Origin of the sequence: Streptomyces sp. NPDC051987 (assembly GCF_040680735.1) — a bacterium.
GTDB lineage: Bacteria > Actinomycetota > Actinomycetes > Streptomycetales > Streptomycetaceae > Streptomyces.
In genome coordinates, this window is record NZ_JBFAXI010000015.1 from 66,579 (window position 1) to 89,237 (window position 22,659).

At 72.9% G+C, this 22,659-nt stretch carries 24 protein-coding genes and 1 pseudogene; 14 read left to right on the forward strand and 11 right to left on the reverse strand.

Translation table 11 applies throughout. The features are described 5' to 3' along the window. Positions 1-92: 92 nt before the first annotated feature. A complete protein-coding gene (locus AB0M11_RS11450; protein WP_365703890.1) occupies positions 93-284 on the reverse strand; it encodes a hypothetical protein in 192 nt (63 codons plus the stop codon). A gap of 166 nt (positions 285-450) precedes the next feature. On the opposite strand from AB0M11_RS11450, the gene AB0M11_RS11455 reads away from it, so the two are divergent. The 7 genes from AB0M11_RS11455 (at position 451) to AB0M11_RS11485 (ending at position 8,110) form a co-directional block, all read left to right on the forward strand. Then, the gene (locus AB0M11_RS11455; RefSeq protein ID WP_365703892.1) at positions 451-1,494 is read left to right on the forward strand and encodes a LacI family DNA-binding transcriptional regulator; all 1,044 of its coding nucleotides are present in this window, start codon (positions 451-453) and stop codon (positions 1,492-1,494) included. Then, on the forward strand, positions 1,491-3,053 hold the full coding sequence (locus tag AB0M11_RS11460) for a sugar ABC transporter ATP-binding protein (RefSeq protein ID WP_365703894.1): 1,563 nt from the start codon (positions 1,491-1,493) through the stop codon (positions 3,051-3,053). The genes AB0M11_RS11455 and AB0M11_RS11460 overlap by 4 nt, the downstream gene beginning before the upstream one ends. Beyond that, entirely contained in the window at positions 3,043-4,989 is a 1,947-nt protein-coding gene (locus AB0M11_RS11465) for a substrate-binding domain-containing protein (RefSeq protein WP_365703896.1), read from the forward strand. Before AB0M11_RS11460 ends, AB0M11_RS11465 begins: the two co-directional genes overlap by 11 nt. 83 nt (positions 4,990-5,072) lie before the next feature. Continuing rightward, positions 5,073-5,975: a ribokinase gene (locus AB0M11_RS11470; protein ID WP_365703898.1), complete on the forward strand. Its 903-nt coding sequence runs from the start codon at positions 5,073-5,075 to the stop codon at positions 5,973-5,975. Continuing rightward, entirely contained in the window at positions 5,972-6,361 is a 390-nt protein-coding gene (rbsD, locus tag AB0M11_RS11475; RefSeq protein WP_365703899.1) for a D-ribose pyranase, read from the forward strand. Before AB0M11_RS11470 ends, rbsD begins: the two co-directional genes overlap by 4 nt. A 219-nt stretch (positions 6,362-6,580) precedes the next feature. Further along, positions 6,581-7,096, forward strand: coding sequence for a peptidase inhibitor family I36 protein (locus tag AB0M11_RS11480; RefSeq protein WP_365703901.1), 516 nt, complete (start codon positions 6,581-6,583; stop codon positions 7,094-7,096). Between the two features lie 39 nt (positions 7,097-7,135). Then, positions 7,136-8,110, forward strand: coding sequence for a hypothetical protein (locus tag AB0M11_RS11485; RefSeq protein ID WP_365703903.1), 975 nt, complete (start codon positions 7,136-7,138; stop codon positions 8,108-8,110). A gap of 32 nt (positions 8,111-8,142) precedes the next feature. On the opposite strand, the gene AB0M11_RS11490 is transcribed toward AB0M11_RS11485, so the two are convergent. The 3 genes from AB0M11_RS11490 to AB0M11_RS11500 form a co-directional block, all read right to left on the reverse strand. After that, the gene (locus tag AB0M11_RS11490; protein ID WP_365703905.1) at positions 8,143-9,156 is read right to left on the reverse strand and encodes a winged helix-turn-helix domain-containing protein; all 1,014 of its coding nucleotides are present in this window, start codon (positions 9,154-9,156) and stop codon (positions 8,143-8,145) included. Between the two features lie 384 nt (positions 9,157-9,540). Next, complete coding sequence (locus tag AB0M11_RS11495) at positions 9,541-10,608, reverse strand: MerR family transcriptional regulator (protein ID WP_365703907.1); 1,068 nt, start codon at positions 10,606-10,608, stop codon at positions 9,541-9,543. A 46-nt stretch (positions 10,609-10,654) separates the two neighbouring features. Continuing rightward, on the reverse strand, positions 10,655-10,849 hold the full coding sequence (locus AB0M11_RS11500; RefSeq protein ID WP_365703909.1) for a hypothetical protein: 195 nt from the start codon (positions 10,847-10,849) through the stop codon (positions 10,655-10,657). Here AB0M11_RS11500 and AB0M11_RS11505 point away from each other — a divergent pair. Both AB0M11_RS11505 and AB0M11_RS11510 read left to right on the forward strand, forming a co-directional pair. Continuing rightward, positions 10,830-10,985 (forward strand): annotated as a pseudogene (locus tag AB0M11_RS11505) (transcriptional regulator); the annotation flags it as partial. The gene AB0M11_RS11500 and the pseudogene AB0M11_RS11505 overlap by 20 nt on opposite strands. After that, complete coding sequence (locus AB0M11_RS11510) at positions 10,972-11,199, forward strand: DUF397 domain-containing protein (RefSeq protein WP_365703911.1); 228 nt, start codon at positions 10,972-10,974, stop codon at positions 11,197-11,199. The pseudogene AB0M11_RS11505 and the gene AB0M11_RS11510, both read left to right, overlap by 14 nt. Before the next feature lie 19 nt (positions 11,200-11,218). Here AB0M11_RS11510 and AB0M11_RS11515 read toward each other — a convergent pair whose 3' ends face one another. From AB0M11_RS11515 to AB0M11_RS11535, 5 genes are all read right to left on the reverse strand, one after another. Then, positions 11,219-11,611, reverse strand: coding sequence for a hypothetical protein (locus AB0M11_RS11515; RefSeq protein WP_365703913.1), 393 nt, complete (start codon positions 11,609-11,611; stop codon positions 11,219-11,221). Then, positions 11,608-11,889: an Arc family DNA-binding protein gene (locus AB0M11_RS11520; protein WP_365703915.1), complete on the reverse strand. Its 282-nt coding sequence runs from the start codon at positions 11,887-11,889 to the stop codon at positions 11,608-11,610. The genes AB0M11_RS11515 and AB0M11_RS11520 overlap by 4 nt, the downstream gene beginning before the upstream one ends. 79 nt (positions 11,890-11,968) lie before the next feature. Further along, the gene (locus AB0M11_RS11525; protein ID WP_365703991.1) at positions 11,969-12,766 is read right to left on the reverse strand and encodes a sugar phosphate isomerase/epimerase family protein; all 798 of its coding nucleotides are present in this window, start codon (positions 12,764-12,766) and stop codon (positions 11,969-11,971) included. A gap of 32 nt (positions 12,767-12,798) precedes the next feature. Continuing rightward, entirely contained in the window at positions 12,799-13,953 is a 1,155-nt protein-coding gene (locus AB0M11_RS11530; RefSeq protein ID WP_365703917.1) for a dihydrodipicolinate synthase family protein, read from the reverse strand. After that, positions 13,950-15,107 (reverse strand): Gfo/Idh/MocA family oxidoreductase, encoded by a 1,158-nt coding sequence (locus tag AB0M11_RS11535; RefSeq protein ID WP_365703919.1) that lies wholly within the window; start codon positions 15,105-15,107, stop codon positions 13,950-13,952. The genes AB0M11_RS11530 and AB0M11_RS11535 overlap by 4 nt, the downstream gene beginning before the upstream one ends. Positions 15,108-15,358: 251 nt before the next feature. Here AB0M11_RS11535 and AB0M11_RS11540 point away from each other — a divergent pair, with 251 nt between their 5' ends. Next, positions 15,359-16,405, forward strand: a complete 1,047-nt coding sequence (locus AB0M11_RS11540; protein ID WP_365703921.1) for a LacI family DNA-binding transcriptional regulator — start codon at positions 15,359-15,361, stop codon at positions 16,403-16,405. 280 nt (positions 16,406-16,685) lie between these two features. Here AB0M11_RS11540 and AB0M11_RS11545 read toward each other — a convergent pair whose 3' ends face one another. Next, positions 16,686-17,084 carry a hypothetical protein gene (locus AB0M11_RS11545; RefSeq protein ID WP_365703923.1) on the reverse strand — a complete coding sequence of 133 codons (399 nt, stop codon included), beginning with the start codon at positions 17,082-17,084 and terminating at the stop codon, positions 16,686-16,688. 390 nt (positions 17,085-17,474) lie between these two features. Between AB0M11_RS11545 and AB0M11_RS11550 the strand changes: the two genes are divergently transcribed. The 4 genes from AB0M11_RS11550 (at position 17,475) to AB0M11_RS11565 (ending at position 22,226) form a co-directional block, all read left to right on the forward strand. Continuing rightward, positions 17,475-18,410: a bifunctional helix-turn-helix transcriptional regulator/GNAT family N-acetyltransferase gene (locus AB0M11_RS11550; RefSeq protein WP_365703925.1), complete on the forward strand. Its 936-nt coding sequence runs from the start codon at positions 17,475-17,477 to the stop codon at positions 18,408-18,410. A 17-nt stretch (positions 18,411-18,427) separates the two neighbouring features. After that, positions 18,428-19,228 carry a sugar phosphate isomerase/epimerase family protein gene (locus AB0M11_RS11555; protein ID WP_365703927.1) on the forward strand — a complete coding sequence of 267 codons (801 nt, stop codon included), beginning with the start codon at positions 18,428-18,430 and terminating at the stop codon, positions 19,226-19,228. A gap of 497 nt (positions 19,229-19,725) precedes the next feature. Further along, complete coding sequence (locus AB0M11_RS11560; RefSeq protein WP_365703929.1) at positions 19,726-21,516, forward strand: glycoside hydrolase family 3 protein; 1,791 nt, start codon at positions 19,726-19,728, stop codon at positions 21,514-21,516. A gap of 101 nt (positions 21,517-21,617) precedes the next feature. Further along, positions 21,618-22,226 carry a hypothetical protein gene (locus AB0M11_RS11565; protein ID WP_365703931.1) on the forward strand — a complete coding sequence of 203 codons (609 nt, stop codon included), beginning with the start codon at positions 21,618-21,620 and terminating at the stop codon, positions 22,224-22,226. 13 nt (positions 22,227-22,239) lie between these two features. Here AB0M11_RS11565 and AB0M11_RS11570 read toward each other — a convergent pair whose 3' ends face one another. Beyond that, a complete protein-coding gene (locus AB0M11_RS11570) occupies positions 22,240-22,635 on the reverse strand; it encodes a hypothetical protein (RefSeq protein WP_365703933.1) in 396 nt (131 codons plus the stop codon). Between the last annotated feature and the right edge of the window lie 24 nt (positions 22,636-22,659).

Here is a 22,659-nt window from a genome sequence, read left to right on the forward strand (position 1 = left end):
TCCCGTTCCCCACCCCGCGGTACCCCGCGGTGACAGGACAGGGCTGCGACGAGAGGACCCTGGACGGCGCCGCGCAGGGAGCCGCCCGGTGATCAGTCCTCGCCGCCGCCCGCCCCGGGGCGGCGGCGCACCAGGCCCCTGACCCAGGCCGACAGGAACACCAGGTACGCGGCGGCGACGCCGAGCGTCCAGACCGGCGTGAGCCCGCCGCCCGTGATCACGGCCACCTCCGGCACGGCGACGAACAGCAGCAGCACGCCGTCGCGGATCTCCGTCCGGGTCATGCGGGAATTCCACAGGTCAGACCGCGAGTGAGCCGGTCCCGGCGGCGCGCCCATCGGTCACGATTGGATTTCGGCCACCTCCGGCCCCTTGCCCGTCCCCCGTGTAATCGATTCCAATCCTCCGTACACAATCGTGTAATCGATTCCACGAGGAGGTGGAGCGGCGATGGCGAGCATCAAGGACGTCGCTGCCGAGGCGGGGGTCTCCGTCGCCACGGTGTCGCGGGTCCTGAACGACCATCCGTCGGTCAGTGACGACGCCCGGACGCGGGTGCTGGCGGCCGTCGCCGTGCTGGGCTACCGCCCGAACGCCGTCGCCCGCTCCCTGCGCACCGACCAGACCCGCACCCTCGGCCTGGTCATCAGCGACGTGCTGAACCCCTACTTCACCGAACTGGCCCGCTCCGTCGAGGAGGCGGCCCGCGCCCTCGGCTACAGCGTCATCATCGGCAACGCCGACGAGCGGCCGGACCTCCAGGACCACCACGTGCGGACCCTGCTCGACCGGCGGATCGACGGACTGCTGGTCTCCCCCACCGACGGCGGCTCGCCGCTGATGCTGGAGGCGGCGCGGGCCGGGACGCCCATGGTGTTCGTCGACCGGTGGATCCCGGGCGTCGACGTGCCGGTGGTCCGGGCGGACGGGCGGGCCGCGATCCGCGATCTCGTCGCCCACCTGTGCGGGCTCGGGCACCGGCGGGTCGCGATCATCGCCGGGCCGGCGGCCACCACCACCGGCAGCGAGCGTGTCGAGGCCTTCCGGGAGGCGCTCGCCGAGTACGGCGTCCCCCTCCCCGACGCCTACATCGGCCAGGGCGACTTCCAGGCCGAGAGCGGACGGCGGGTCACCGAGGGGTTCCTCGACCTGCCCGAGCCGCCCGAGGCCGTGTTCGCCGCGGACAACCTGATGGCGCTGGGCGCGCTGGACGCGATCCGGGCGCGGGGGCTGCGGGTGCCGTACGACATGGCACTCGCCGCCTTCGACGACATCCCCTGGTTCGTGCACACCGACCCGCCCGTCACCGCCATCGCCCAGCCCACCGGCGAGCTGGGCCGCGCCGCCGTGCACGCGCTGATCGACCGGATCGAGGGGCGGCCCCCGCGGTCCGTCACCCTTCCCGCCCGGCTCGTCGTCCGCCGCTCCTGCGGCGAAGGCCGCGACGAGAACCGCGGCCAGAACCAGACCCCTGTGCAAAGGAGCACGTCGTGAGCGACCCGGACGAGTTGCTGCGCATCGAGGGCATACGCAAGTCCTTCCCCGGGGTGGTCGCGCTCGACGGCGTCGACTTCGACCTGCGCCGGGGCGAGGTGCACGTGCTCCTCGGTGAGAACGGCGCGGGCAAGAGCACCCTCATCAAGATGCTCTCCGGCGCCTACACCCCCGACGCGGGGCGGATCCTGGCCGGCGGCGAGGAGGTGCGCATCCATGGTGCGCAGGACTCCGAGCGGCTCGGGATCGCCACCATCTACCAGGAGTTCAACCTCGTGCCCGACCTCACGGTCGCCGAGAACATCTTCCTGGGCCGGCAGCCGCGCCGCTTCGGGATGATCGACCGCAAGCGGATGGAGGCCGACGCCGAGGTCCTGCTGCAGCGGGTCGGCGTCGACGTGCCGCCCCGCGCGCGGGTCCGTGACCTCGGCATCGCCCGGCTCCAGATGGTCGAGATCGCCAAGGCGCTCAGCCTGGACGCGCGGGTGCTCATCATGGACGAGCCGACCGCCGTCCTCACCTCGGAGGAGGTGGAGAAGCTCTTCGCGATCGTGCGGCAGTTGCGCGCGGACGGGGTCGGGATCGTCTTCATCACGCACCACCTGGAGGAGATCGCCGCGCTCGGGGACCGGGTGACGGTCATCCGGGACGGGAAGAGCGTGGGCCAGGTGCCCGCCACCACCCCGCAGGACGAGCTGGTGCGGCTGATGGTCGGACGCTCGATCGAGCAGCAGTACCCGCGCGAGCGGACCGAGGCCGGGGCCGCGCTGCTCTCCGTCCAGGGGCTGACCCGCGACGGGGTCTTCCACGACGTGAGCTTCGAGGTGCACGCGGGCGAAGTCGTCGGGATCGCCGGGCTGGTGGGCGCCGGTCGCACGGAGGTCGTCCGGGCGGTCTTCGGGGCCGACCCGTACGACAGGGGAGCCGTGCGGGTCGCCGGTACGGCGCTCAGGCGCTCCGACGTGAGCGCGGCCCTGGCGGCCGGGATCGGGCTCGTCCCGGAGGACCGCAAGGGCCAGGGGCTGGTGCTCGACGCCTCGGTCGAGGAGAACCTCGGCCTGGTGACCCTCCGGAAGGCGACCCGGGCCGGGATCGTCGACCTCAAGGGGCAGCACCTCGCCGCCGAGCGGATCGCCGGGCAGCTGGGCGTGCGGATGGCCGGGCTCGGCCAGCAGGTGCGCACCCTCTCCGGCGGCAACCAGCAGAAGGTCGTCATCGGCAAGTGGCTGCTCGCCGACACCAGGGTGCTGATCCTCGACGAGCCGACGCGCGGCATCGACGTGGGCGCCAAGGTCGAGATCTACCAGCTGATCAACGAACTCACGGCCGCCGGGGCCGCCGTGCTGATGATCTCCAGCGACCTGCCGGAGGTCCTCGGGATGAGCGACCGGGTGCTGGTGATGGCCCAGGGCCGGATCGCGGGCGAACTGGCCGCGGCCGAGGCCACCCAGGACGCCGTGATGGCACTCGCCGTCAGCACCCCCGCCGCCCTCGCCACCCCTGGCACCCCGGCCCCCACTTCCACCACAACCGACAAGGAGGCCGGACGTGGCCACTGACACGCTCAAGAACCAGAACGCGGGCGCCGGTGGCGTCTCCGGCGTGCGCCGGCTGCTCCTCGACAACGGCGCGCTCACCGCGCTGATCGTCCTGGTCATCGCCATGTCGGCGCTGTCCGGGGACTTCCTCACCACCGACAACCTGCTCAACGTCGGCGTCCAGGCGGCCGTGACGGCCATCCTCGCCTTCGGCGCGACCTTCGTGATCGTCGCGGCGGGCATCGACCTGTCGGTCGGCTCGGTGGCGGCCCTGTCGGCCACCGTGCTGGCGTGGAGCGCCACCTCGCACGGGGTGCCGGTGTTCCTGGCCGTCGTCCTCGCCGTGGCCACCGGCGTCGTGGCCGGTCTGGTCAACGGCTTCCTCATCGCGTACGGCAAGCTGCCGCCGTTCATCGCGACGCTCGCGATGCTGTCGGTGGGGCGCGGTCTGGCGCTGGTGATCTCGGCGGGCTCCCCCATCGCCTTCCCCGGCTCGGTCTCGCACCTCGGTGACACCCTCGGCGGCTGGCTGCCGGTGCCGGTGCTGGTCATGGTCCTCATGGGGCTGATCGCGGCCTTCGTGCTCGGCCGGACCTACATCGGCCGCTCGATGTACGCGATCGGCGGCAACGAGGAGGCCGCCCGGCTGTCCGGGCTGCGGGTGAACAAGCAGAAGCTCGCCATCTACGCCCTGTCCGGGCTGTTCGCCGCCGTCGCCGGCATCGTGCTGGCCGCCCGGCTCTCCTCGGCGCAGCCGCAGGCCGCCAACGGCTACGAACTGGACGCCATCGCGGCCGTCGTGATCGGCGGCGCCTCGCTGGCCGGCGGCACCGGCAAGGCGTCCGGGACGCTGATCGGCGCGCTGATCCTCGCGGTGCTGCGCAACGGCCTCAACCTGCTGAACGTCTCCGCGTTCTGGCAGCAGGTCGTCATCGGTGTCGTCATCGCGCTGGCCGTGCTGCTGGACACCGTGCGCCGCAAGGCCGGGGCCACCCCGCTCGCCGCCGGCACCGGCGGCGGCAAGGGCAGGCAGGCCGGGACGTACGCGCTCGCCGCGGTCGTCACGGCGGCCCTGGTGGCGGCGACCTCGCTGCTGCACACCGGCTCCTCCTCCACCACTCCGAAGATCGGCCTGTCCCTGTCCACCCTCAACAACCCCTTCTTCGTGCAGATCCGGGCCGGTGCCCAGGCCGAGGCGCGCAGGCAGGGCGTGGACCTGACCGTGACCGACGCCCAGAACGACGCCTCGCAGCAGGCCAACCAGCTGCAGAACTTCACCAGTTCGGGGCTCGGCGCGATCATCGTGAACCCGGTCGACTCGGACGCGGCGAGCAACTCCGTGAAGGCGGCCGACAAGGCGGACATCCCGGTGATCGCCGTGGACCGCGGGGTGAACAACGCGAGGACGGCGACGCTGGTCGCCTCCGACAACGTCGCCGGCGGCGAGCTGGCCGCGAAGACGATCGCCGAGAAGCTCGGCGGCCGGGGCAGGATCGTGATCCTGCAGGGCCAGGCCGGCACCTCGGCCGCCCGGGAGCGGGCGCAGGGCTTCGCCGAGGGCCTCAGGGCCTACCCCGGCATCCAGGTGGTGGCCCAGCAGCCCGCCGACTTCGACCGCACCAAGGGCCTCGACGTGATGTCGAACCTGCTCCAGGCGCACCCGGACGTCCAGGGCGTCATCGCCGCCAACGACGAGATGGCGCTCGGCGCGATCAAGGCGCTGGGTTCCAAGGCCGGTTCGTCGGTCTCGGTGGTCGGCTTCGACGGCACCCCGGACGGCCTGACCGCGGTGAAGAACGGCACGCTGTTCGCGTCGGTGGCCCAGCAGCCCAGCCAGCTGGGGAAGATCGCCGTGGACAACGCCCTCAAGTCGATCAAGGACCAGAAGATCCCGTCGGCGATCAAGGTGCCGGTGAAGGTGGTCACGAAGGACAACGTGGCCGGTTTCACGGGCTGAGCCCCCAAGGGGGCGGCCGGGCGCTTGAATGGAGCCCCCGGCCGCCCTCCCGTCCGTCGTCCAGCCGTTTAGGGAGTCAACTGATGTACGACTACGACCTTCTGGTCGTGGGTTCGGCCAACGCCGACCTGGTGATCCGTGTCGAGCGGCGGCCCGGCGCGGGGGAGACCGTGCTCGGCGGCGACCTCGCCACGCACCCCGGCGGCAAGGGCGCCAACCAGGCGGTCGCGGCCGCCCGGCTCGGTGCGCGAACCGCCCTGCTGGCCCGGGTCGGCGACGACGCGCACGGCAGGCTGCTGCTCGACTCGCAGCGGTCGGCCGGGGTGGACACGGTGGGCGTGCTGGTGGGCGGGGCGCCGACCGGGGTCGCCCTCATCACCGTGGACCCGTCCGGCGACAACAGCATCGTGGTCTCCCCGGGCGCGAACGGCCGTCTCACCCCGGCGGACGTACGGGCCGCGGTGAGCCTCTTCCACGCCTCCCGGGTGGTGTCCACGCAGCTGGAGATCCCCCTGGAGACGGTGGTGGAGGTGGTGCGGAGCCTCCCTCCCGGCAGCCGGTTCGTGCTCAACCCCTCCCCGCCGCGGCCGCTGCCGGGCGAGGTCCTGGCGGCCTGCGACCCGCTGATCGTGAACGAGCACGAGGCGCGGGTGATCCTCGGCGAGGCGTGCGTGAGCGACGAACCGGCCGACTGGGCGCGGCTGCTGCTCGCCAAGGGACCGAGGTCGGTGGTGGTGACGCTGGGCGCGCGGGGCGCGCTGGTGGCCGACCGGCACGGCGTCGAGTCGGTGCCGTCCGTGCGGGTGGACGCGGTGGACACCACGGGCGCCGGGGACGCGTTCACGGCGGCCCTCGCGGTACGGCTGGGCGCGGGCGAGCCGCTCGGCGCGGCGGCGGCGTACGCGGCCCGGGTCGGGGCGGCGGCGGTGACCAGGCGGGGCGCGCAGGAGTCGTACCCGACGGCGGCGGAGGTGGCGGCGCTGTGAAGCGGGCGGGCATTCTCAACCGTCATCTCGCGGGCGCGCTGGCCGAGTTGGGGCACGGGGACGGGGTGCTGGTCTGCGACGCCGGGATGCCGGTCCCCAGGGGGCCGCGGGTGGTGGACCTGGCGTTCCGGGCCGGGGTGCCGTCCTTCGCGGAGGTGCTGGAGGGGCTGCTGGCCGAGCTGGTGGTGGAGGGCGCGACGGCGGCGGCCGAGGTGTGCGAGGCCAATCCGGCCGCCGCCGCGCTGCTGGCCGGGCACTTTCCCGACCTGGCCCTGGTCCCGCACGAGCGGCTGAAGGCCTTGTCGGGGGACGCGCGCCTGGTCGTACGGACCGGGGAGGCGCGGCCCTACGCAAACGTGCTGCTGCGGTGCGGGGTGTTCTTCTAGGGCGTGGCGGCCGGCCGGCGGAGCATCGGGTTCCCGCGCCGTACCTGGGACTTTTCATCCCGGTGAAAGGTGATGGCCGCCCTCTGCCCCGATTGGCAGCATCACTCGACAGCGTCGCGCATCACCCCTCGTGTCCCCTGGGGCGCACGGCGCCGTGCCGCGGCGTCGACGCGCCGACGGCACTCCACGTGCGAACAGCCTGAGAAAGAGGGACATTGCATGAGATCCTTCCGTTCAGCCGCAGCACTCGCCGCCACCGTCCTGGCCGTTCTCGTCGGTCTCTGCCTTCCCGGCAGCGCCGCCGCGGCCGACGGCCACTCGGCCGTCCGGGCGGCGGGGCCGGCCGCCGCCGCGCCGCAAGCGGTCCGGGGCGCCGCCTCCGCCGCCGTCTCCCCGCAGGCCATCGGGGACTGCCCGAGCACCTACTTCTGTTTCTGGGTCAACTCCGGTTACAACGACGGACCGGGCAAGTTCTCCGGTGCCAACACCAACTGGGGTGACTACAGCCACTCCAGCTGCTCCGGCGGGACGTGGAACAACTGCGCCTCCTCCGGCTACAACCACGGCACCAGCGGTCTGGGCGTCGAGGTGTGGAACGGCACGGGCTACACCGGGCTCTCCGCCTGCCTGCCCAAGGACTGGTCCAACAACAACTTCGCCAACCTCGTCTGGCCGGATTCGAGCACCAGCTTCAACGACTCGATCAGCAGCAACTACTGGACCTCGGCCTGCTGACCGGGAACCCTCCGGCCACCGGATGACGGGCGACCACCCATGACAGAGCTCCCGCGCCGCCGTGCCCGGCGCGCACCGACCCGCCTGCTGCCCCTGCTGATCCTCGCCGTGACCCTGGTCTGCGCCGCCGCGACCGCGTGCACCGGACCGAGCGCGGCCGCATCCGCCGGGGCGGCCACGGCGGCGCGGGAGCCCTCTCACGCCGCCGCCGTCCTCACCGAGGACGCCGCCGGCCTGCGCCGGCGCTGGCAGCTGTTCAGTGCCCTGCAAATCCTCACCCAGCGCTGCATGCGCGACCGTGGGCTGCGCTACCTGGTCACCAGCGCGGGCCCGCTGCCACCGGCCGGAGCGACCACGGCCGAGACGATCGGCTCCCGCTCGGCTCCCGGCTACGGCGTCTCCACCGCGCTCGGCCGGATGAACAGCGGTCCCACGGCCCAGGACCGGTACGTCCGTTCGCTGTCCGCGGCCGAACAGGCCCGCTACACCACCGCGCTCGACGGCCCGGCCGGCCGGACGGCCCCGCTGACGCTGCCCAGCGGAGCGAGCGGGTCCTACGCGACGGACGGCTGCGTGGCCAGGGCTCGGGCCGGACTGTACGGCACCGTGCGGGCCGCGCTGGAGGACACGCTCGTGCCGCAGGACGTCGGCCATCTGCTGGAGCGGTACCTGACCACCGACTCCTCCTACCAGAAGGCGCTGAAGCGATGGCAGGAGTGCATGGCCGGGACCGGTCACGCGGCGCAGACTCCCGCCGCGCTGATCCAGTCGTTGCAGGCCAAGGCCGTCCAGGGGGCGAGCGCACCGCAGTTGGCGCGGGAGCAGCGGGCCGCGGCGACGGCCGACCAGCGCTGCGACGCGCAGAGCGGCCTGCGCGCGACGGCCGCCGCGCGGCGCGACGTCTTCCTGCGCGGCCAGCCCGCGCGGACGCGGGATCGGCTGGAAACGGTCTGGCAGCACCGGCAGCGGGCCCTCGTCCGGGCGGCGGCCCTGCTCGGCCAGGACGCCGGGTGAAGTCCCCGCACCGGGACCGGTGCGGGAAACGCTCAGGTGGCCCGGGGGGCGAGAGGGTCCTGCGGTGCCTGACGTGACGTCGCCCTGAGCATCGCGGCGCCGAGCGGGGTGAGGGTGTGCAGGACGGCGTTGTGGCGGCGCTGGCTGACGACCAGGCCGGCGTCGCGCAGGACGGTGGTGTGGCGGGTGGCGGTCGGCACCGACACTCCCAGGAACCGGGCCAGTTCGGAGGTGGTCGCGCCGAGCGCGAGGGATCGCAGCGCGGCCGCGCGGGTCCGGCCGAGCAGCGCGGCGAGGGAGGCGTCGGGCGGGACGTCGGGGGCGGTCGCGCGCAGGCCGTGCACGGGGTAGACGAGGATGGGCCGGAGGGTGTCGTCCGCCATGGAGATCGGTGACTGCCAGCAGAAGTACGAGGGAATCAGGCGCAGTCCGCGCCCTGCGAGGTACAGGTCCCTGTCCTCGACGTAGTCGACGTACAGCACCGGCGGCTGCCAGCGGACGGCGGGCGAGAGGCCGCGCAGCATCGCGTCGAGCCCGTTGTCGAGGGCGTCCCGGGCCCGCAGGGCGCGTTCCCCGGCGACGCCGACGGCGACGCGGCTCTCGTGGGGCGCGATCACCGTGTCGTGGTAGGCACGCAGGAGCTTCGCCAGTTCCTCCCGGGTCTCCCGCTCCACCAGCCGGGGCGCCCAGTCGGGGGCACCGGTGAGCCGGTCCAGCAGCCGGATCTCGTGGGCGACCCGGACGGGCGGGGTGTCGACGACCGCCGCGAGCCCCGAGTCCAGGCCGTCGGCGGCCTCGTGCGGGGTGAGGAAGTCGGGCAGGTAGCGGGCCCGGGGCAGCATCGGGACCAGCAGCCGTCGTACGGCCACCCCGAGCGGGGTGCCGGAGAGGGTGGTCCGGGTCTCCCGGTACCAGTCGGCGTACGCCCAGCGGCCCCGCGAGGTCTGTAACCGGTGCAGGCTGCAGGTGATCTCCCAGAGCGGGTCGGGGGCGCTCGCCACCCGGACCCGGACCAGGTCCTCAGACGTGAAGTGGATACGCAGCACGAGAACCGCCCCCCGAGTCGGACCGCCGTCCCGCCCAGAAAGCAGCGTGCGGCACACGGCTGTCGGAGACAACTCAGGAATCGGCCGCGTCGACGCGGCACGGGCCCGGACATGCTTCGAGGGGGCCCGGTCCACCGACCGAACCCCCTCGGCTTTCCCCTCCGTATCAGGACCCCCGTGATCCCCCCGGATCCCCCTCCGAAAATCCTGATGCCACATACGACCAGCGGGGCGGGAAAGGGTTGTACGCCGATCCGGGATTTCTCGGTCTCCGTCCCATGGCGTGGACCGCCTCTCCGTGTGCCGTGCCCGGCCACGTGCTTCGTTCCGACGGCAGACCGGACCGCCCGGACCGGACGGGACGGAACGGGGGTGAACGTGCTGTCAGTCCTCCAGCCGGACCGGCATCAGCAAGGAGAAGGCGCCCTCGTCGTCGGGGCGGCGGATCGCGATCGGCGCCGTGGGCGTGCCGAACTCCAGAATCAGCTGCTCACGGGCCCCGGCGGCCAGCGCTGCCAGCAGGAACTCACGGTTCACGGCGACGCGGTCCGCGTCCTCGTCGTCATCGGCGCAGAGGGTCACCGCACCGTCGTCCGCCACCCTCAGCACGCTGAGGTCATGCGCTCCGGCCTCTCCGGAACGGACCGGACCGGTCTCCAGAGCCCGCCGGAAGGCCGCCACCTCGACGACGGCGCGGCGTCCGCCGGCCCGGGGCAGCAGCCGACGGTAGTCGGGGAAGTCATGGTCGAGGCACCGACCGGCCGCCTGCCTGTCCCCGCACTCCAGTGCCACGCGGTCACCGTCGACGGAGAGCCGCACCGGTCCCTCGCCGTCCGACAGCGCCCGCATCGCGTCGGCGAGCGGGGTGGGCACGATGACCTGCACCCGGCTCCCGTCATGCCCGGCGATACCGGCCCGCGCGACCGCCATGCGGTACCGGTCGGTGGCCACGGCGTGCAGGCTCTCGCCGTCGATGTCGAGCAGAACCCCGCCGAGCATCGGCAGTTCGGGATCGGTGCTCACCGCGAAACGAACCGTGTCCAGCGCGGCCGCCAGTTCCGGCGCGGCGACGGACAGGCGGACGGTGGCGATGCGGAGCGAGGTCATGACGTTCTCCCGGTGATCGAGCAGTGCGCGGAGCGTGGAGAACTCGCCGCGGGCATCGGACAGCCCCTGTTCGAGACGGCGCAGGTGTGCCGTGAGCAGTTTCCGGACCAGATCGGTGTCGGCGCCGGACCAGCCGGCCAGCACCAGCCGGATGTCCGCCAGCGGCATCCCGGCCCGGCGCAGGCAGGCCAGCAGCCGCGCCTCTTCGAGCTGCCCGGGTTCGTACCAGCGGTAGCCGCTCACCGGGTCCACCCAGGCGGGGACCAGCACACCGGCACGGTCGTAGAACCGCAGGGCGCTCACGCCCAGGCCGCTGTCACGGGCCATCTCTCCGATGCTGCGCATGTCGTTCTCCACACCCCGCACTCTGGGCCCTGCACAAGGTCGAGGGTCAACCGGACGGCAACCGTGCACCGCGGCTGTCGGCGACACGCTTGACGTCTCTCAGTGACTCACTCAGCCGCCGGGCGAGGTAACGGAGTTCCTCGCCGGTCAGGCGGTGCTCCGTCAGGAGTGCGTCCGCATGGTCCAGCAGGCCGTCCGCCATGCCGAGTTGCAGACCCTTCGAGGGTTTCCTGAGCGGCAACCTGATGGATGATCCGGCACTGGTGAGCGTCTGCCAGACCGCCTACGCTCTGGCCCTGAGCGACGCCTTGTCGCAGCAGGAGTCACTGGCCCTTGTCAGAGCGGCAGCAGAGGAACACGTACATGGCCAGCAGTGAGCACATCGTCTCCGACGCATCCGCCATCACCGGGTGGTACAAGTCCAGCTACAGCGGCGGTGACCAGGGCGAGTGCCTCGAAGTAGCCCGTGGCCACGCCGTCGTACCCGTCCGCGACAGCAAGGCGGGGTCCACCGGCCCGGCGCTGGTCTTCTCGTCCGACGGCTGGGCCGCGTTCGTCGGGGCCCTGCGGGACGGGCGTATCAGTCGCTGACGCCCCGGAAGTGCAGAGCTCAGCGGTTCAGGTCCATGACGCCGACGCCGAGTCCTTCGTACGGCTCCGGTTCCACGGAGGCGATCAGGCCGCCCGTGGGGAGCGTCTGGTTCGGGCGCGCGGTGTGCACTGCGGCGGAAACACCGAAGTCGACGCCTGCGCGGTGCAGTTCGGCGATGGTGACCGCCATGGAGTAGTCGTCGTCGACGAGATGGAGTACGTCCACCAGCACGCCCACGTGGTCGACGATCCCGGCACGTTGACGCTCGGCCTCCAGGAGACACAGGACAGGCACCCACAGACGCATGTCGTCACTGGCGGCAGCGGCGTGGATCAGGCCGGAGACCTGCTTGTCGCCTCCCATCGCCAGGAGGGTGGGGGTGTCGAGGACGTAGTGCTCGGTCCAGCTCAAGGGTTCGGCTCCGTCCCGGACGAGGCGGCACGGTGTGCGGCGGCGGCCTCCCGCATCTTGCGCCGCATCTCGGCGGACTCCTCGTCCGAAACGTAGTGACCGAAGCGCTCGGCAAGCAGCGCGCGCGTGCGGTCGGCCCGTTCCTTGATCTGCTCGGGGGTCAGCGTCTGAGCGGCTATGTCCTGCATGAGGGCACGGAGGCTGGTGCCTCGCGCCTCGGCCACGGCGGCCAGTTGGTCACGGACTTCGGCGGGCACACGGATCATGACGTCGGACATGCATCGAGTATACGGCACGTATACACCACGTGCGGCGGCGGCCAGAGAACAGGTCCGCTTCTTCGGCCGCCTCGCCGGACTACGCCGTGTGGGTCAGGAAGCGTTCCGCCGTCTCCGCCAGCACCTCCCGCCCGTCCCGCGCCCACAGCCCGTCGTTGAAGAGCTCCACCTCGATGGCGCCGGTGTAACCGGCCGCCTCCACGTACCCCTTCCACTCGCGCATGTCGATCGCGCCGTCGCCGATCTGCCCGCGGCCGTTGAGGACGCCCTCGGGCAGCGGGGTGGTCCAGTCGGCGAGCTGGAAGGTGTGGATGCGGCCGCCCGCGCCGGCCCGCGCGATCTGCTCGGGCGCCCGGTCGTCCCACCAGATGTGGTACGTGTCGACGGTGACGCCGACCTGGTGGGCCGGGAAGCGTTCCGCGAGGTCCAGGGCCTGGGTGAGGGTGGAGACCACGCAGCGGTCGGCGGCGTACATCGGGTGGAGCGGCTCGATGGCCAGGCGGACGCCGTGCTGTTCGGCGTAGGGGCCGAGTTCGGCGAGGGCGTCGGCGATGCGGTCACGGGCGCCGGGCAGGTCCTTGGAGCCGGCCGGCAGGCCGCCGGAGACCAGGACCAGGGTGTCCGTGCCGAGGGTCGCGGCCTCCTCGACCGCCCGCCGGTTGTCGGCGAGGGCGGCCGCCCGCTCGTCCGGGTCGATCGCGGTGAGGAAGCCGCCCCTGCACAGCGTGGTGACGGTCAGTCCGGCCTCGCGGACCAGCTTGGCGGCCGCCTCGACGCCGTACGACTGCACCGGTTCGCGCCACAGGCCGACGGCCGGTACCCCCAGTTGCCCGCAGGCGTCGACCAGTTCGGGCAGTGACAGCTGCTTGACGGTCATCTGGTTGATGGAGAAACGGGACAGGTCGCCGGTCACTGGCTGACTCCGTACAGGGCGAGGAGGGTCTTCATGCGGTCCTCGGCCAGCTTGGGGTCCGGGAACAGGCCCAGCCCGTCGGCGAGTTCGTAGGCACGCGCGAAGTGCGGCAGCGAGCGCGCCGACTGGAGGCCGCCGACCATGGTGAAGTGGGACTGGTGGCCGGCCAGCCAGGCCAGGAACACCACGCCCGTCTTGTAGAACCGGGTGGGGGTCTGGAAGAGGTGCCGGGAGAGCTCCACGGTGGGGTCGAGGAGACCCCGGAAGCCCGCCGTGTCACCGGTGTCCAGGATCCGCACCGCCTCGGCCGCCAGGGGTCCCAGCGGGTCGAAGATGCCGAGCAGGGCGTGGCTGAAGCCCTGCTCGTCGCCCGCGATCAGCTCGGGGTAGTTGAAGTCGTCGCCGGTGTAGCAGCGGACGCCCTGCGGCAGGCGGCGGCGCAGGTCGACCTCGCGCTGCGCGTCGAGCAGGGAGACCTTGATGCCGTCGACCTTGTCGGGGTGGGCGGCGATGACCTCCAGGAAGGTGTTGGTGGCCGCGTCCAGGTCGGACGAGCCCCAGTAGCCCTCCAGCGCAGGGTCGAACATCGGGCCGAGCCAGTGCAGGACCACCGGCTCGGCGGCCTGGCGCAGCAGGTGGCCGTAGACGTCGAGGTAGTCCTCGGGCCCGGCGGCGGTGGCGGCGAGCGCCCGGGAGGCCATCAGGATGGCCTGCGCGCCGGACTCCTCGACGAGCGCGAGCTGCTCCTCGTAGGCGGCGCGGACCTCGGCGAGGGTCGCCGGGCCGGTGAGCTGGTCGGTGCCGACGCCGCAGGCGATCCGGCCGCCGACGGCACGGGCCTCGGCGGCGCTGCGGCGGATCAGCTCGGCCGCGCCCGCCCAGTCCAGGCCCATGCCGCGCTGGGCGGTGTCCATCGCCTCGGCGACCCCCAGGCCGTGCGACCACAGGTGGCGGCGGAAGGCGAGGGTGGCGTCCCAGTCGACGGCGGCCGGCGAGTCGGGGCTGGTGTCCGCGAAGGGGTCGGCGACGACGTGCGCCGCCGAGAAGACCGTGCGGGAGGTGAAGGGGGTGCCGGGGGTGAGGGCGAGGGGTTCGGTGCGCGGCTCGTAGGTGCGCAGCGACCCGTCCGGGGCGGGGAGGTGGAGGGTCACAGCTCGATCTCCGGGACCTCGATACGGCGGCCCTCCGCCGAGGACCTCAGGCCCAGCTCGGCGAGCTGCACGCCGCGGGCGCCGGCCAGCAGGTCCCAGTGGTAGGGGGCGTCGGCGTAGACGTGCTTGAGGAACAGCTCCCACTGGGCCTTGAAGCCGTTGTCGAACTCGGTGTTGTCGGGGACCTCCTGCCACTGCTCGCGGAAGGCGTAGGTGGCCGGGATGTCCGGGTTCCAGACCGGCTTGGGGGTCGCGCTGCGGTGCTGGACACGGCAGTTGCGCAGGCCGGCGACCGCTGAGCCTTCGGTGCCGTCCACCTGGAACTCGACCAGTTCGTCGCGGTTGACGCGGACCGCCCAGGAGGAGTTGATCTGGGCGACGGCGCCGCCGTCGAGCTCGAAGACGCCGTACGCGGCGTCGTCGGCCGTCGCGTCGTAGGGCTTGCCGTTCTCGTCCCAGCGCTGCGGGATGTGGGTGGCGGTGAGGGCCTGGACGGACCTCACCCGGCCGAACAGCTCGTGCAGGACGTACTCCCAGTGCGGGAACATGTCGACGACGATGCCGCCGCCGTCCTCCGCGCGGTAGTTCCAGGAGGGGCGCTGGGCCTCCTGCCAGTCGCCCTCGAAGACCCAGTAGCCGAACTCCCCGCGGACCGACAGGATCCGGCCGAAGAAGCCGCCGTCGATGAGCCGCTTCAGCTTCAGCAGGCCGGGCAGGAAGATCTTGTCCTGGACGACGCCGGACTTGACGCCCTTGGCGTGCGCGAGCCGGGCCAGCTCCAGGGCACCGTCCAGGCCGGTGGCCGTCGGCTTCTCGGTGTAGATGTGCTTTCCGGCCGCGATCGCCTGCTTGATGGCCTCCTCGCGGGCGGAGGTGACCTGGGCGTCGAAGTAGATGTCGATGGTGGGGTCGGCGAGGACGGCCGCCAGGTCGGTGGAGATGTGCTCGTCCGAGAGGCCGTGGCGGTCGGCGATCTCGCGGAGCGCGTGCTCGCGGCGGCCGACCAGGACCGGCTCCGGCCAGAGCACCGTGCCGTCGCCGAGGTCGAGTCCGCCCTGCTCGCGCAGGGCGAGGATCGAGCGGACGAGGTGCTGGCGGTAGCCCATGCGCCCGGTGACGCCGTTCATGGCGATACGCACCGTCTTGCGGTTCACGTGTTTCCCTTCGTCCGCGTGCGTCTCAGCAACGCAGCAAGCGCTTTCTATATGGTCTGAAGCTAGCCTTTGAACCCTGGTCTGTACAAGACCGTGACGGGGTCGAGTTGTTCGAGGGGGCGAACAACCGGAGTGAATGGCCTTATGGTCTGCACGGCAAGGGGGCTTCCTATGAGCAAGCTGTTGATCGGGCTGCCGATCAGGCTGCGTACGACGACGTACGACGAGACGCGTGACCGGAGGACGACGAGATGACGGTGACCCTGGCGGACGTGGCGGCCCGCGCCCAGGTCTCGCCCGCGACGGTGTCGCGCGTACTGAACGGCAACTACCCCGTGGCGGCGTCCACGCGGGAGCGGGTGCTGCGGGCGGTGGACGAGCTGGACTACGTCCTCAACGGACCGGCGAGCGCGCTCGCGGCGGCCACCTCCGACCTGGTCGGGATCCTGGTCAACGACATCGCCGACCCGTTCTTCGGGATCATGGCGAGCGCGATCCAGGCGGAGATCGGCGGGCCGGGCGGCCGGGCGGGCGGCGAGCGCCTGGCGGTGGTGTGCAACACCGGCGGGTCGCCGGAGCGGGAACTGACGTATCTGACGCTGCTGCAGCGGCAGCGGGCGGCCGCGGTGATCCTCACCGGCGGGGCGATGGAGAACGCGCCGCACGCGGCGGCGGTGGCGGCGAAGCTGCGGAAGCTGGCGGACGCCGGGACCACGGTGGTGCTGTGCGGGCGGCCGCCGGCGCCGGACACCGACGCGGTGGCGCTGACCTTCGACAACCGCGGCGGCGGCAAGCAGCTGACCGAGCACCTGATCGGCCTCGGCCACCGGCGGCTCGGCTACATCGCGGGGCCGGAGGAGCGGACGACCACCCGGCACCGGCTGGAGGGCCACCGGGCCGCGCTGGCCGACGCGGGGATCGAGGAGGACCCGCGCTGGACCGTGCACGGGCGGTACGACCGGCGGGCGGGGTACGAGGCGACGCTGGAGCTGCTGCGGCGGGATCCTTCGCTCACCGCGGTGGTGGCCGCGAACGACTCCGTGGCGCTGGGGGCGTGTGCGGCGCTGCGGGAGTCGGGGCTGCGGATCCCGGCGGACGTGTCGGTGGCGGGCTTCGACGACCTGCCGTTCAGCATCGACGCGGTGCCGTCGCTGACGACGGTGCGGCTGCCGCTGGCCGAGGCGGGGGCCAGGGCCGGGCGGATCGCGATGGGCCGCGAGGAGCCGCCGCCCGGGGGGATCGCGACGGTGCGGGGGGAGCTGATGGTGCGGGGGTCGTCGGGGGTGCCGCGCGACTGAGCGCTCCGCCGGGAGTGGCGCACAGCCCGGAGGGCCGCGAAGCGCTCCGTCGGGAGGGCCGCATGTGGCGGCCGACGGCTGCCGGGTGCGGCGGCGTCGTGGCTGGTCGCGCAGTTCATCGCGCCCCTTCGGGGCGCTTCACGCAGGGCGGGACCCTCACCGGGGGCACGGCTCAGATGCCCCGGACACCACTCGCCCGGCACACGGATCCGGGTGCCCGAAGGTCGGGCACCCGGATCCGTCCTTTGTTTTCAGGGAGGTTCAGACGCGAAGGCCTGGCTCAGTCCCAGCCGCCCCAGCCGTAGTCGTCGTCGTCCCAGCCGCCCCAGTAGCCGCCGTGACCGTGACCGCCGTAGCCGCCATAGTCGTCATAACCGCCGTAGCCGCCATAGCCGCCGTGACCGCCATAGCCGCCGTGACCGCCATAGTCTCCGCCGCCATAGCCTCCGCCGCCGTAGCCGCCTCCGCCGTGGCCTCCGCCGCCGTAACCGCCGCCGCCATAGCCGCCACCGCCGCCGTGGCCACCGCCACCGCCGCCGTGACCGCCGCCGCCACCGCCGTTGTCCTGGTAGGAGACGACGTGGTCGGGTGCCGCGTGGGTGGCCGCACTGGCGACTCCGGCTCCGGCGGCGAGCGCCAGGACAGGTGCCGTAATCGCAGCGATGGCGACCCTCTTCATACGTGTGGTGTGCGCGCGCATGGTTTCGCCCCTCTCGGAGGGTGTGGGTGTGTAACGACGGCCGCCATGTCAGGAGGGCCGACCGCCCTGCGTGCGCTCCAGGGCCTGCGCGCAGCCCTGAGCGCGTCCGCCGCCCGCGGTGCCGTTCTCCGCATTCGTCCGGGCTCTGCGGCGGACCACGTCACGTCCTGGTTGAAACGGACATTAGTGACGTTCATGTATAAAGCTACGGCGCGTGCGCGACGAAGTCAAAAGCAGGACCAGCACCAGGCAAAAAGAACAAGTAAAGCTCGCGGGGCCGCCGTTCGGGCCGACGGGTTCCGGCCGGGCGGGGTCCGGGGATAGCCTCGGAGCACGGTGTCTCTGACTCAGTCAACCATCGGGGAAGCCATGACCGTCCAGGACGTCCGTGCCTTCAACCGCTTCTACACCAACCTCGTCGGCGCCCTCGACTACGGCCGCCACCTCTACGCCCCGTACACCCTCACCGAGGCCCGCGTGCTGTACGAGCTGGCGCACGCCGCCGACACCGACGCGGCCGACCTGCGCGCCGATCTCGCGCTGGACGCCGGGTACCTGAGCCGCATCCTCAACAAGTTCGAGGAGTCCGGCCTGATCGAGCGCGCACCCTCGCAGAAGGACCCACGGCGGCGGCGCGTCTCGCTCACCCCGGGCGGCCGGGCCGCCGCCGACCTGCTGGACGAGCGGGCCCGGGAGTCGGTCGGTTCGCTGCTGGGCGCCGTCGACCCCGGTGACCGGGCCCGCCTCGCCGAGGCCATGCGCACCATCCGCGCCATCCTCGGCGACGGGCACGCCGCTGACGGTCCCGGCGAGGTCGTGCTGCGCGAGCCGCACCCCGGCGACCTGGGCTGGATCGTGCAGCGCAACGCCGCCCTGTACGCGGCCGAACACGGCTGGAACACCGACTACGAGGGGCTGGTCGCCCGGATCGTCGCCGACTACGCCGAGGACCACGACCCGCACCTGGAGCGGACCTGGATCGCCGAGTGGGCCGGGCGGCCGGTGGGCTGCGTGATGTGCGTACGGGACGACGCCCCGGGCACCGCGCGGCTGCGGCTGCTGCTCGTCGAGCCGGAGGCGCGCGGGCTGGGCATCGGCGACCGGCTGGTCACCGCCGTCACCGACTTCGCACGCGGGGTCGGCTACCGCGAACTGGTGCTGTGGACCAACGACGTGCTGTCCGCCGCCCGCCGCATCTACCAGCGGCACGGCTTCGTCCTCACCGCGGAGAGACCGCACCGTTCCTTCGGCAAGGACCTGGTCGGCCAGGACTGGCGACTGGACCTGCACGCGACCGGTGAGTGAGAAGTAGGTTGGTGGGCATGAAGTTCGCCTTCTCCACCCTCGGGGTGCCCGGTCTGCCGGTGCCGGAGGTGCTGGCGCTCGCCACGGCGCACGGCTACCACGGCGTCGAACTGCGCGCCCACCCGGAAGAGCCCGTGCATCCCGGCCTCGGCCCGGCCGCGCGGTCCGACGTGGCCGCCGAGTTCAAGGCGACCGGTGTGGACATCCTCGGCGTCGCCGGGTACGCGTGGGTCGCGGCGCCCGGCGAGGACGCCCCGGTCCTCGACGAGACCCGCCGGCTCCTCCAGCTCGCCCACGACCTGGGCGCCTCCTACGTCCGTGTCTTCCCCGGCGCCGACCCGTCCCTGCCCGCCGCCGAGTCCGACGCGATCGCCGCCCGGCGGCTCGGCACGGTCGCGGAGGACGCCGCCGCGCTCGGCGTCCGGGTCCTGCTGGAGACCCATGACTCGCACGGCACCGGCGCCGCCGCGATCCGCGTCCTCGGCCCGGTCGGCCACCGCATGGTCGGCGCGCTCTGGGACGTCATGCACACCTGGCTCGGCGGCGAGCAGCCCGCCGAGACCTACGCGGCCCTCGCCCCGCACCTCGGCTACGTCCAGGTCAAGGACATCGCCTCGGCCGACGACACGGCCCCGCTCCCGCTCGGCGCCGGCGTCCTCCCGCTCGCCGACTGCGTGGAGGTGCTCTCCCGGCACGGCTGGGACGGCTGGCTGTGCTGGGAGTACGAGAAGCGCTGGTACGAGTCCGCCGCCCCGCTGCCCGGCCTGCTGACGGCGGGCCGGGAACACCTGACCCGGCTGCTCACCGAATCGGCCTGAGCGGGAGCCCCCACCCCGGGGCCGGCCCTCCTGTCCATGGGGTGCACCGGTGGTGCGGTGGGTGCGGGTGAGTGGGGGCTTGTCGCGCGGTTCCCCGCGCCCCCGACGGGACGCTCCAGCCGACGCCCGCCCCAAGCACCCCGCCAGGCCCCCTGCTTCCCCTGCCGGGGCACTGCGGCCGACGATCTCGCTTCCCGTTTCCGCGCATGGTCGGCCGGTCGGGAACCCGTCCCGCGCCGGGGCCGTCCAAGCCGCAGGCTGTCGGATGAGTCTTCGTGGTGCGGTGTCGGCACTCGCTGCTGGTTGCGGTCGCCGGCGTACCCTCTCCGCCGCATCACGGCCGTCGGCCCGCCGCCATCGACGTGCCCCCCCTCCAATGCGCCGATGGCGGCCCCTTTCCCGTTACCGTGCATGTCCTTGACGGAAAGAAACTTCCCGCACACGGATGAGCGCACGGAAGTTTCCTTCAGCCGGTTCCCCCACCGGAAGGAGCGCACGTGCCCTCCAGACGTACCGTCCTCGCCGCGACCGCGGGTGTCACCGCCGGACTGGCCGTCGGCACCGGCGCGCACGCCCTCGGCGCCGACGACACGCTCCGCGCCCTCATCGCGCGCATGACGCCGGAGGAGAAGGTCGGCCAGCTGTTCGTGGTGCGGGTCTACGGGGACTCCGCCACCGACCCCGACCAGGCCGACGTCGACGCCAACCTCAAGGAGATCGGCGTCCGCACCGCCGCCGAGCTGATCGGGACGTACCGGGTCGGCGGGATCATCTACTTCACCTGGACGCACAACACCCGCGACCCCCGGCAGATCGCCGAGCTGTCCAACGGGATCCAGCGGGCCTCACTGGCGCAGCCGCGCGGGCTGCCCGTGCTCATCGCCACCGACCAGGAGCACGGCGCGGTCTGCCGGATCGGCCGGCCCGCCACCCTGTTCCCGGGCGCCATGGCCATGGGTGCGGGCGGCTCCCGGACCGACGCCCGCACCCTCGGCCGGATCTCCGGCGCGGAGCTGCGGGCGATGGGTGTCCGGCAGGACTACTCCCCCGACGCCGACGTGAACGTGAACCCGGCCAACCCGATCATCGGCGTACGGTCCTTCGGTGCCGGTCCGGAGGCGGTGGGGGCGCTGGTCGCCGCCGAGGTGGCGGGGTACCAGGACGCGGGCGTGGCGGCCACCGCCAAGCACTTCCCGGGGCACGGCGACACCGCCGTCGACAGCCACACCGGCTTCCCGGTGATCACGCACAGCCGGGAGCTGTGGGAGAAACTGGACGCCGTGCCGTTCCGGGCGGCGATCGCGGCCGGCGTCGACTCGATCATGACCGCGCACATCCAGTTCCCGGCCCTGGACGGCTCCGGCGACCCGGCCACCCTCTCCCACCCCGTGCTCACCGGCATCCTCCGCGACGAACTCGGCTACGACGGGGTCGTGGTGACCGACTCGCTGGGCATGGCGGGGGTCCGCACCAAGTACGGCGACGACCGCGTCCCCGTCCTCGCCCTGAAGGCCGGCGCCGACCAGCTCCTCGACCCGCCCACCCTGGACATCGCGTTCCACGCCGTCCTGAAGGCCCTGCAGGACGGCGAGCTGACCGAGTCCCGGCTGGACGAGTCGCTGCTGCGGATCCTGCGGCTGAAGTCCCGGCTGGGGCTGCTCGACCGGCCGTACGTCAACGCCAAGGACGTCGGCCGGGTGGTCGGCACGGCGCGGCACCTCGCCGCCGCCGACCGCATCGCCGAACGCACCACCACCCTGCTGGTCAACGAGGGCGGGCTGCTCCCCCTGTCCCGCCGCACGCACGGCACGGTGCTGGTCGTCGGCCCCGACCCGGACTCGCCGTCCGGCACGACCGGCCCGCCGACCGGTGTGCTCGCCGCCGCCCTCACCGGACTGGGCTTCACGGCGACCGCGCTGCCGACGGGCACGGAACCGTCCGCGGCGACCGTCGACCAGGCGGTCGCGGCGGCACGGACGGCGGACGCGGTGGTCGTCGGGACGTGCAACGTGACGGCGGGCGGCGGGCAGCAGCGGCTGGTGGAGCGGCTGGTCGCCACCGGCAGGCCGGTGGTGGCGGTGGCGGTGCGCAATCCGTACGACGTCGCCCACCTCCCGTCCGTCAGGGCCTGCCTGGCGACCTACTCGTGGACCGACGTCGAACTGCGGGCCGCGGCGCGGGTGATCGCGGGCCGGGTGGCGCCGCGCGGCAGGCTGCCGGTGCCGGTGCAGCGGGCGGACGATCCGGCGCAGGTGCTGTATCCGATCGGCCACGGGCTGACGTACTAGACGTACGCCACGGAAACCCGCATAACGCCCTAAAAGGCGGAAAGTCTCCCGTACAGTCGTCATGGCCCGTGATCGCGGGCCACGCCGGCAGGGGGGTCGGTATGCGGAACAGACGTTGTGCGGGGGTTCTGGTGGCGCTGACCGTCGTGCTGCTGCCGACGGGCTGCCGGGGGACGACGTCGTCCGGAGCACCGGCGGGCAGTGCGCGGCCGACGGCGAGCCCCGCCCCGTCCGGGTACGGCACGCGGTTCCTCGCGGTCGGCGAGTGCAGCTCGTTCGGGACGGCGCGCTTCACCGAGGTGCCCTGTTCGAGCGAACGGGCGGCGGCCCGGGTGACGGCCCGGCACGACGGCGCCGTCGCCGACGGGCCGGCGTGCCCGGCCACCACCGACTTCGTGCTGCACATCGGCGCCCAGGGCACGGGCGGCGCCGGGCGGATCCCGCAGGGCTACGCCTGCATGCGCGACCTGCAGCCGCCGCATCCCGGCGACCCCGGCGGGGGCGGCGGGCCGCGCACGATCGTCGGGGACTGCCTCTACGGCTCGGGCCACGGCCAGGTGCGGGAGACCGCCTGCGACGGCTCGGGGAAGCGGAAGCCGGTATACCGGGTGGTGCGGGCGGTGGCCTCGCGGGACGCGTGCCCGGCGTCCACCGCCCTGTACGTCCAGCTCGGCGGCGCCCAGCCGGTGGGCTGCGCCCGGCGCGTGTGACCGCCTGGGCCGCTCAGCAGAGGATCCATCCCGAGCTGACCGAGCTGCGCCCCACCGAGCCCTTCACCCACACGCACCGGTGCCCGGCGTGCACGGTCACCGGGCCCGCGTGGTGGGTGTACCTGCCCTTGTCGACGACCGGGCGGTTGCCGCGGGCCTGGACACTGACGGACATCGGCTGTCTGCCGCCGGACGACGTCTTGGAGAGCGTGATCGCGCAGACGTAGCCGCCCTGCCGGTAGACGTGCACGGTGCCGGTGGCGAAAGGCAGGGTCCGCACCTCGCGCCCGGCGCAGTTCGCGGCCGTCACGGCCTGGGCCTCGGCCGGTGCCACGAGGGCGAGCGCCCCGGAGACCGTCAGCGCGGCCGCACCGAGCGCGAGCCACCGGCGTATCGCACCACTGTCCACAGTCGTCCCCTCCCGTACCGCGGC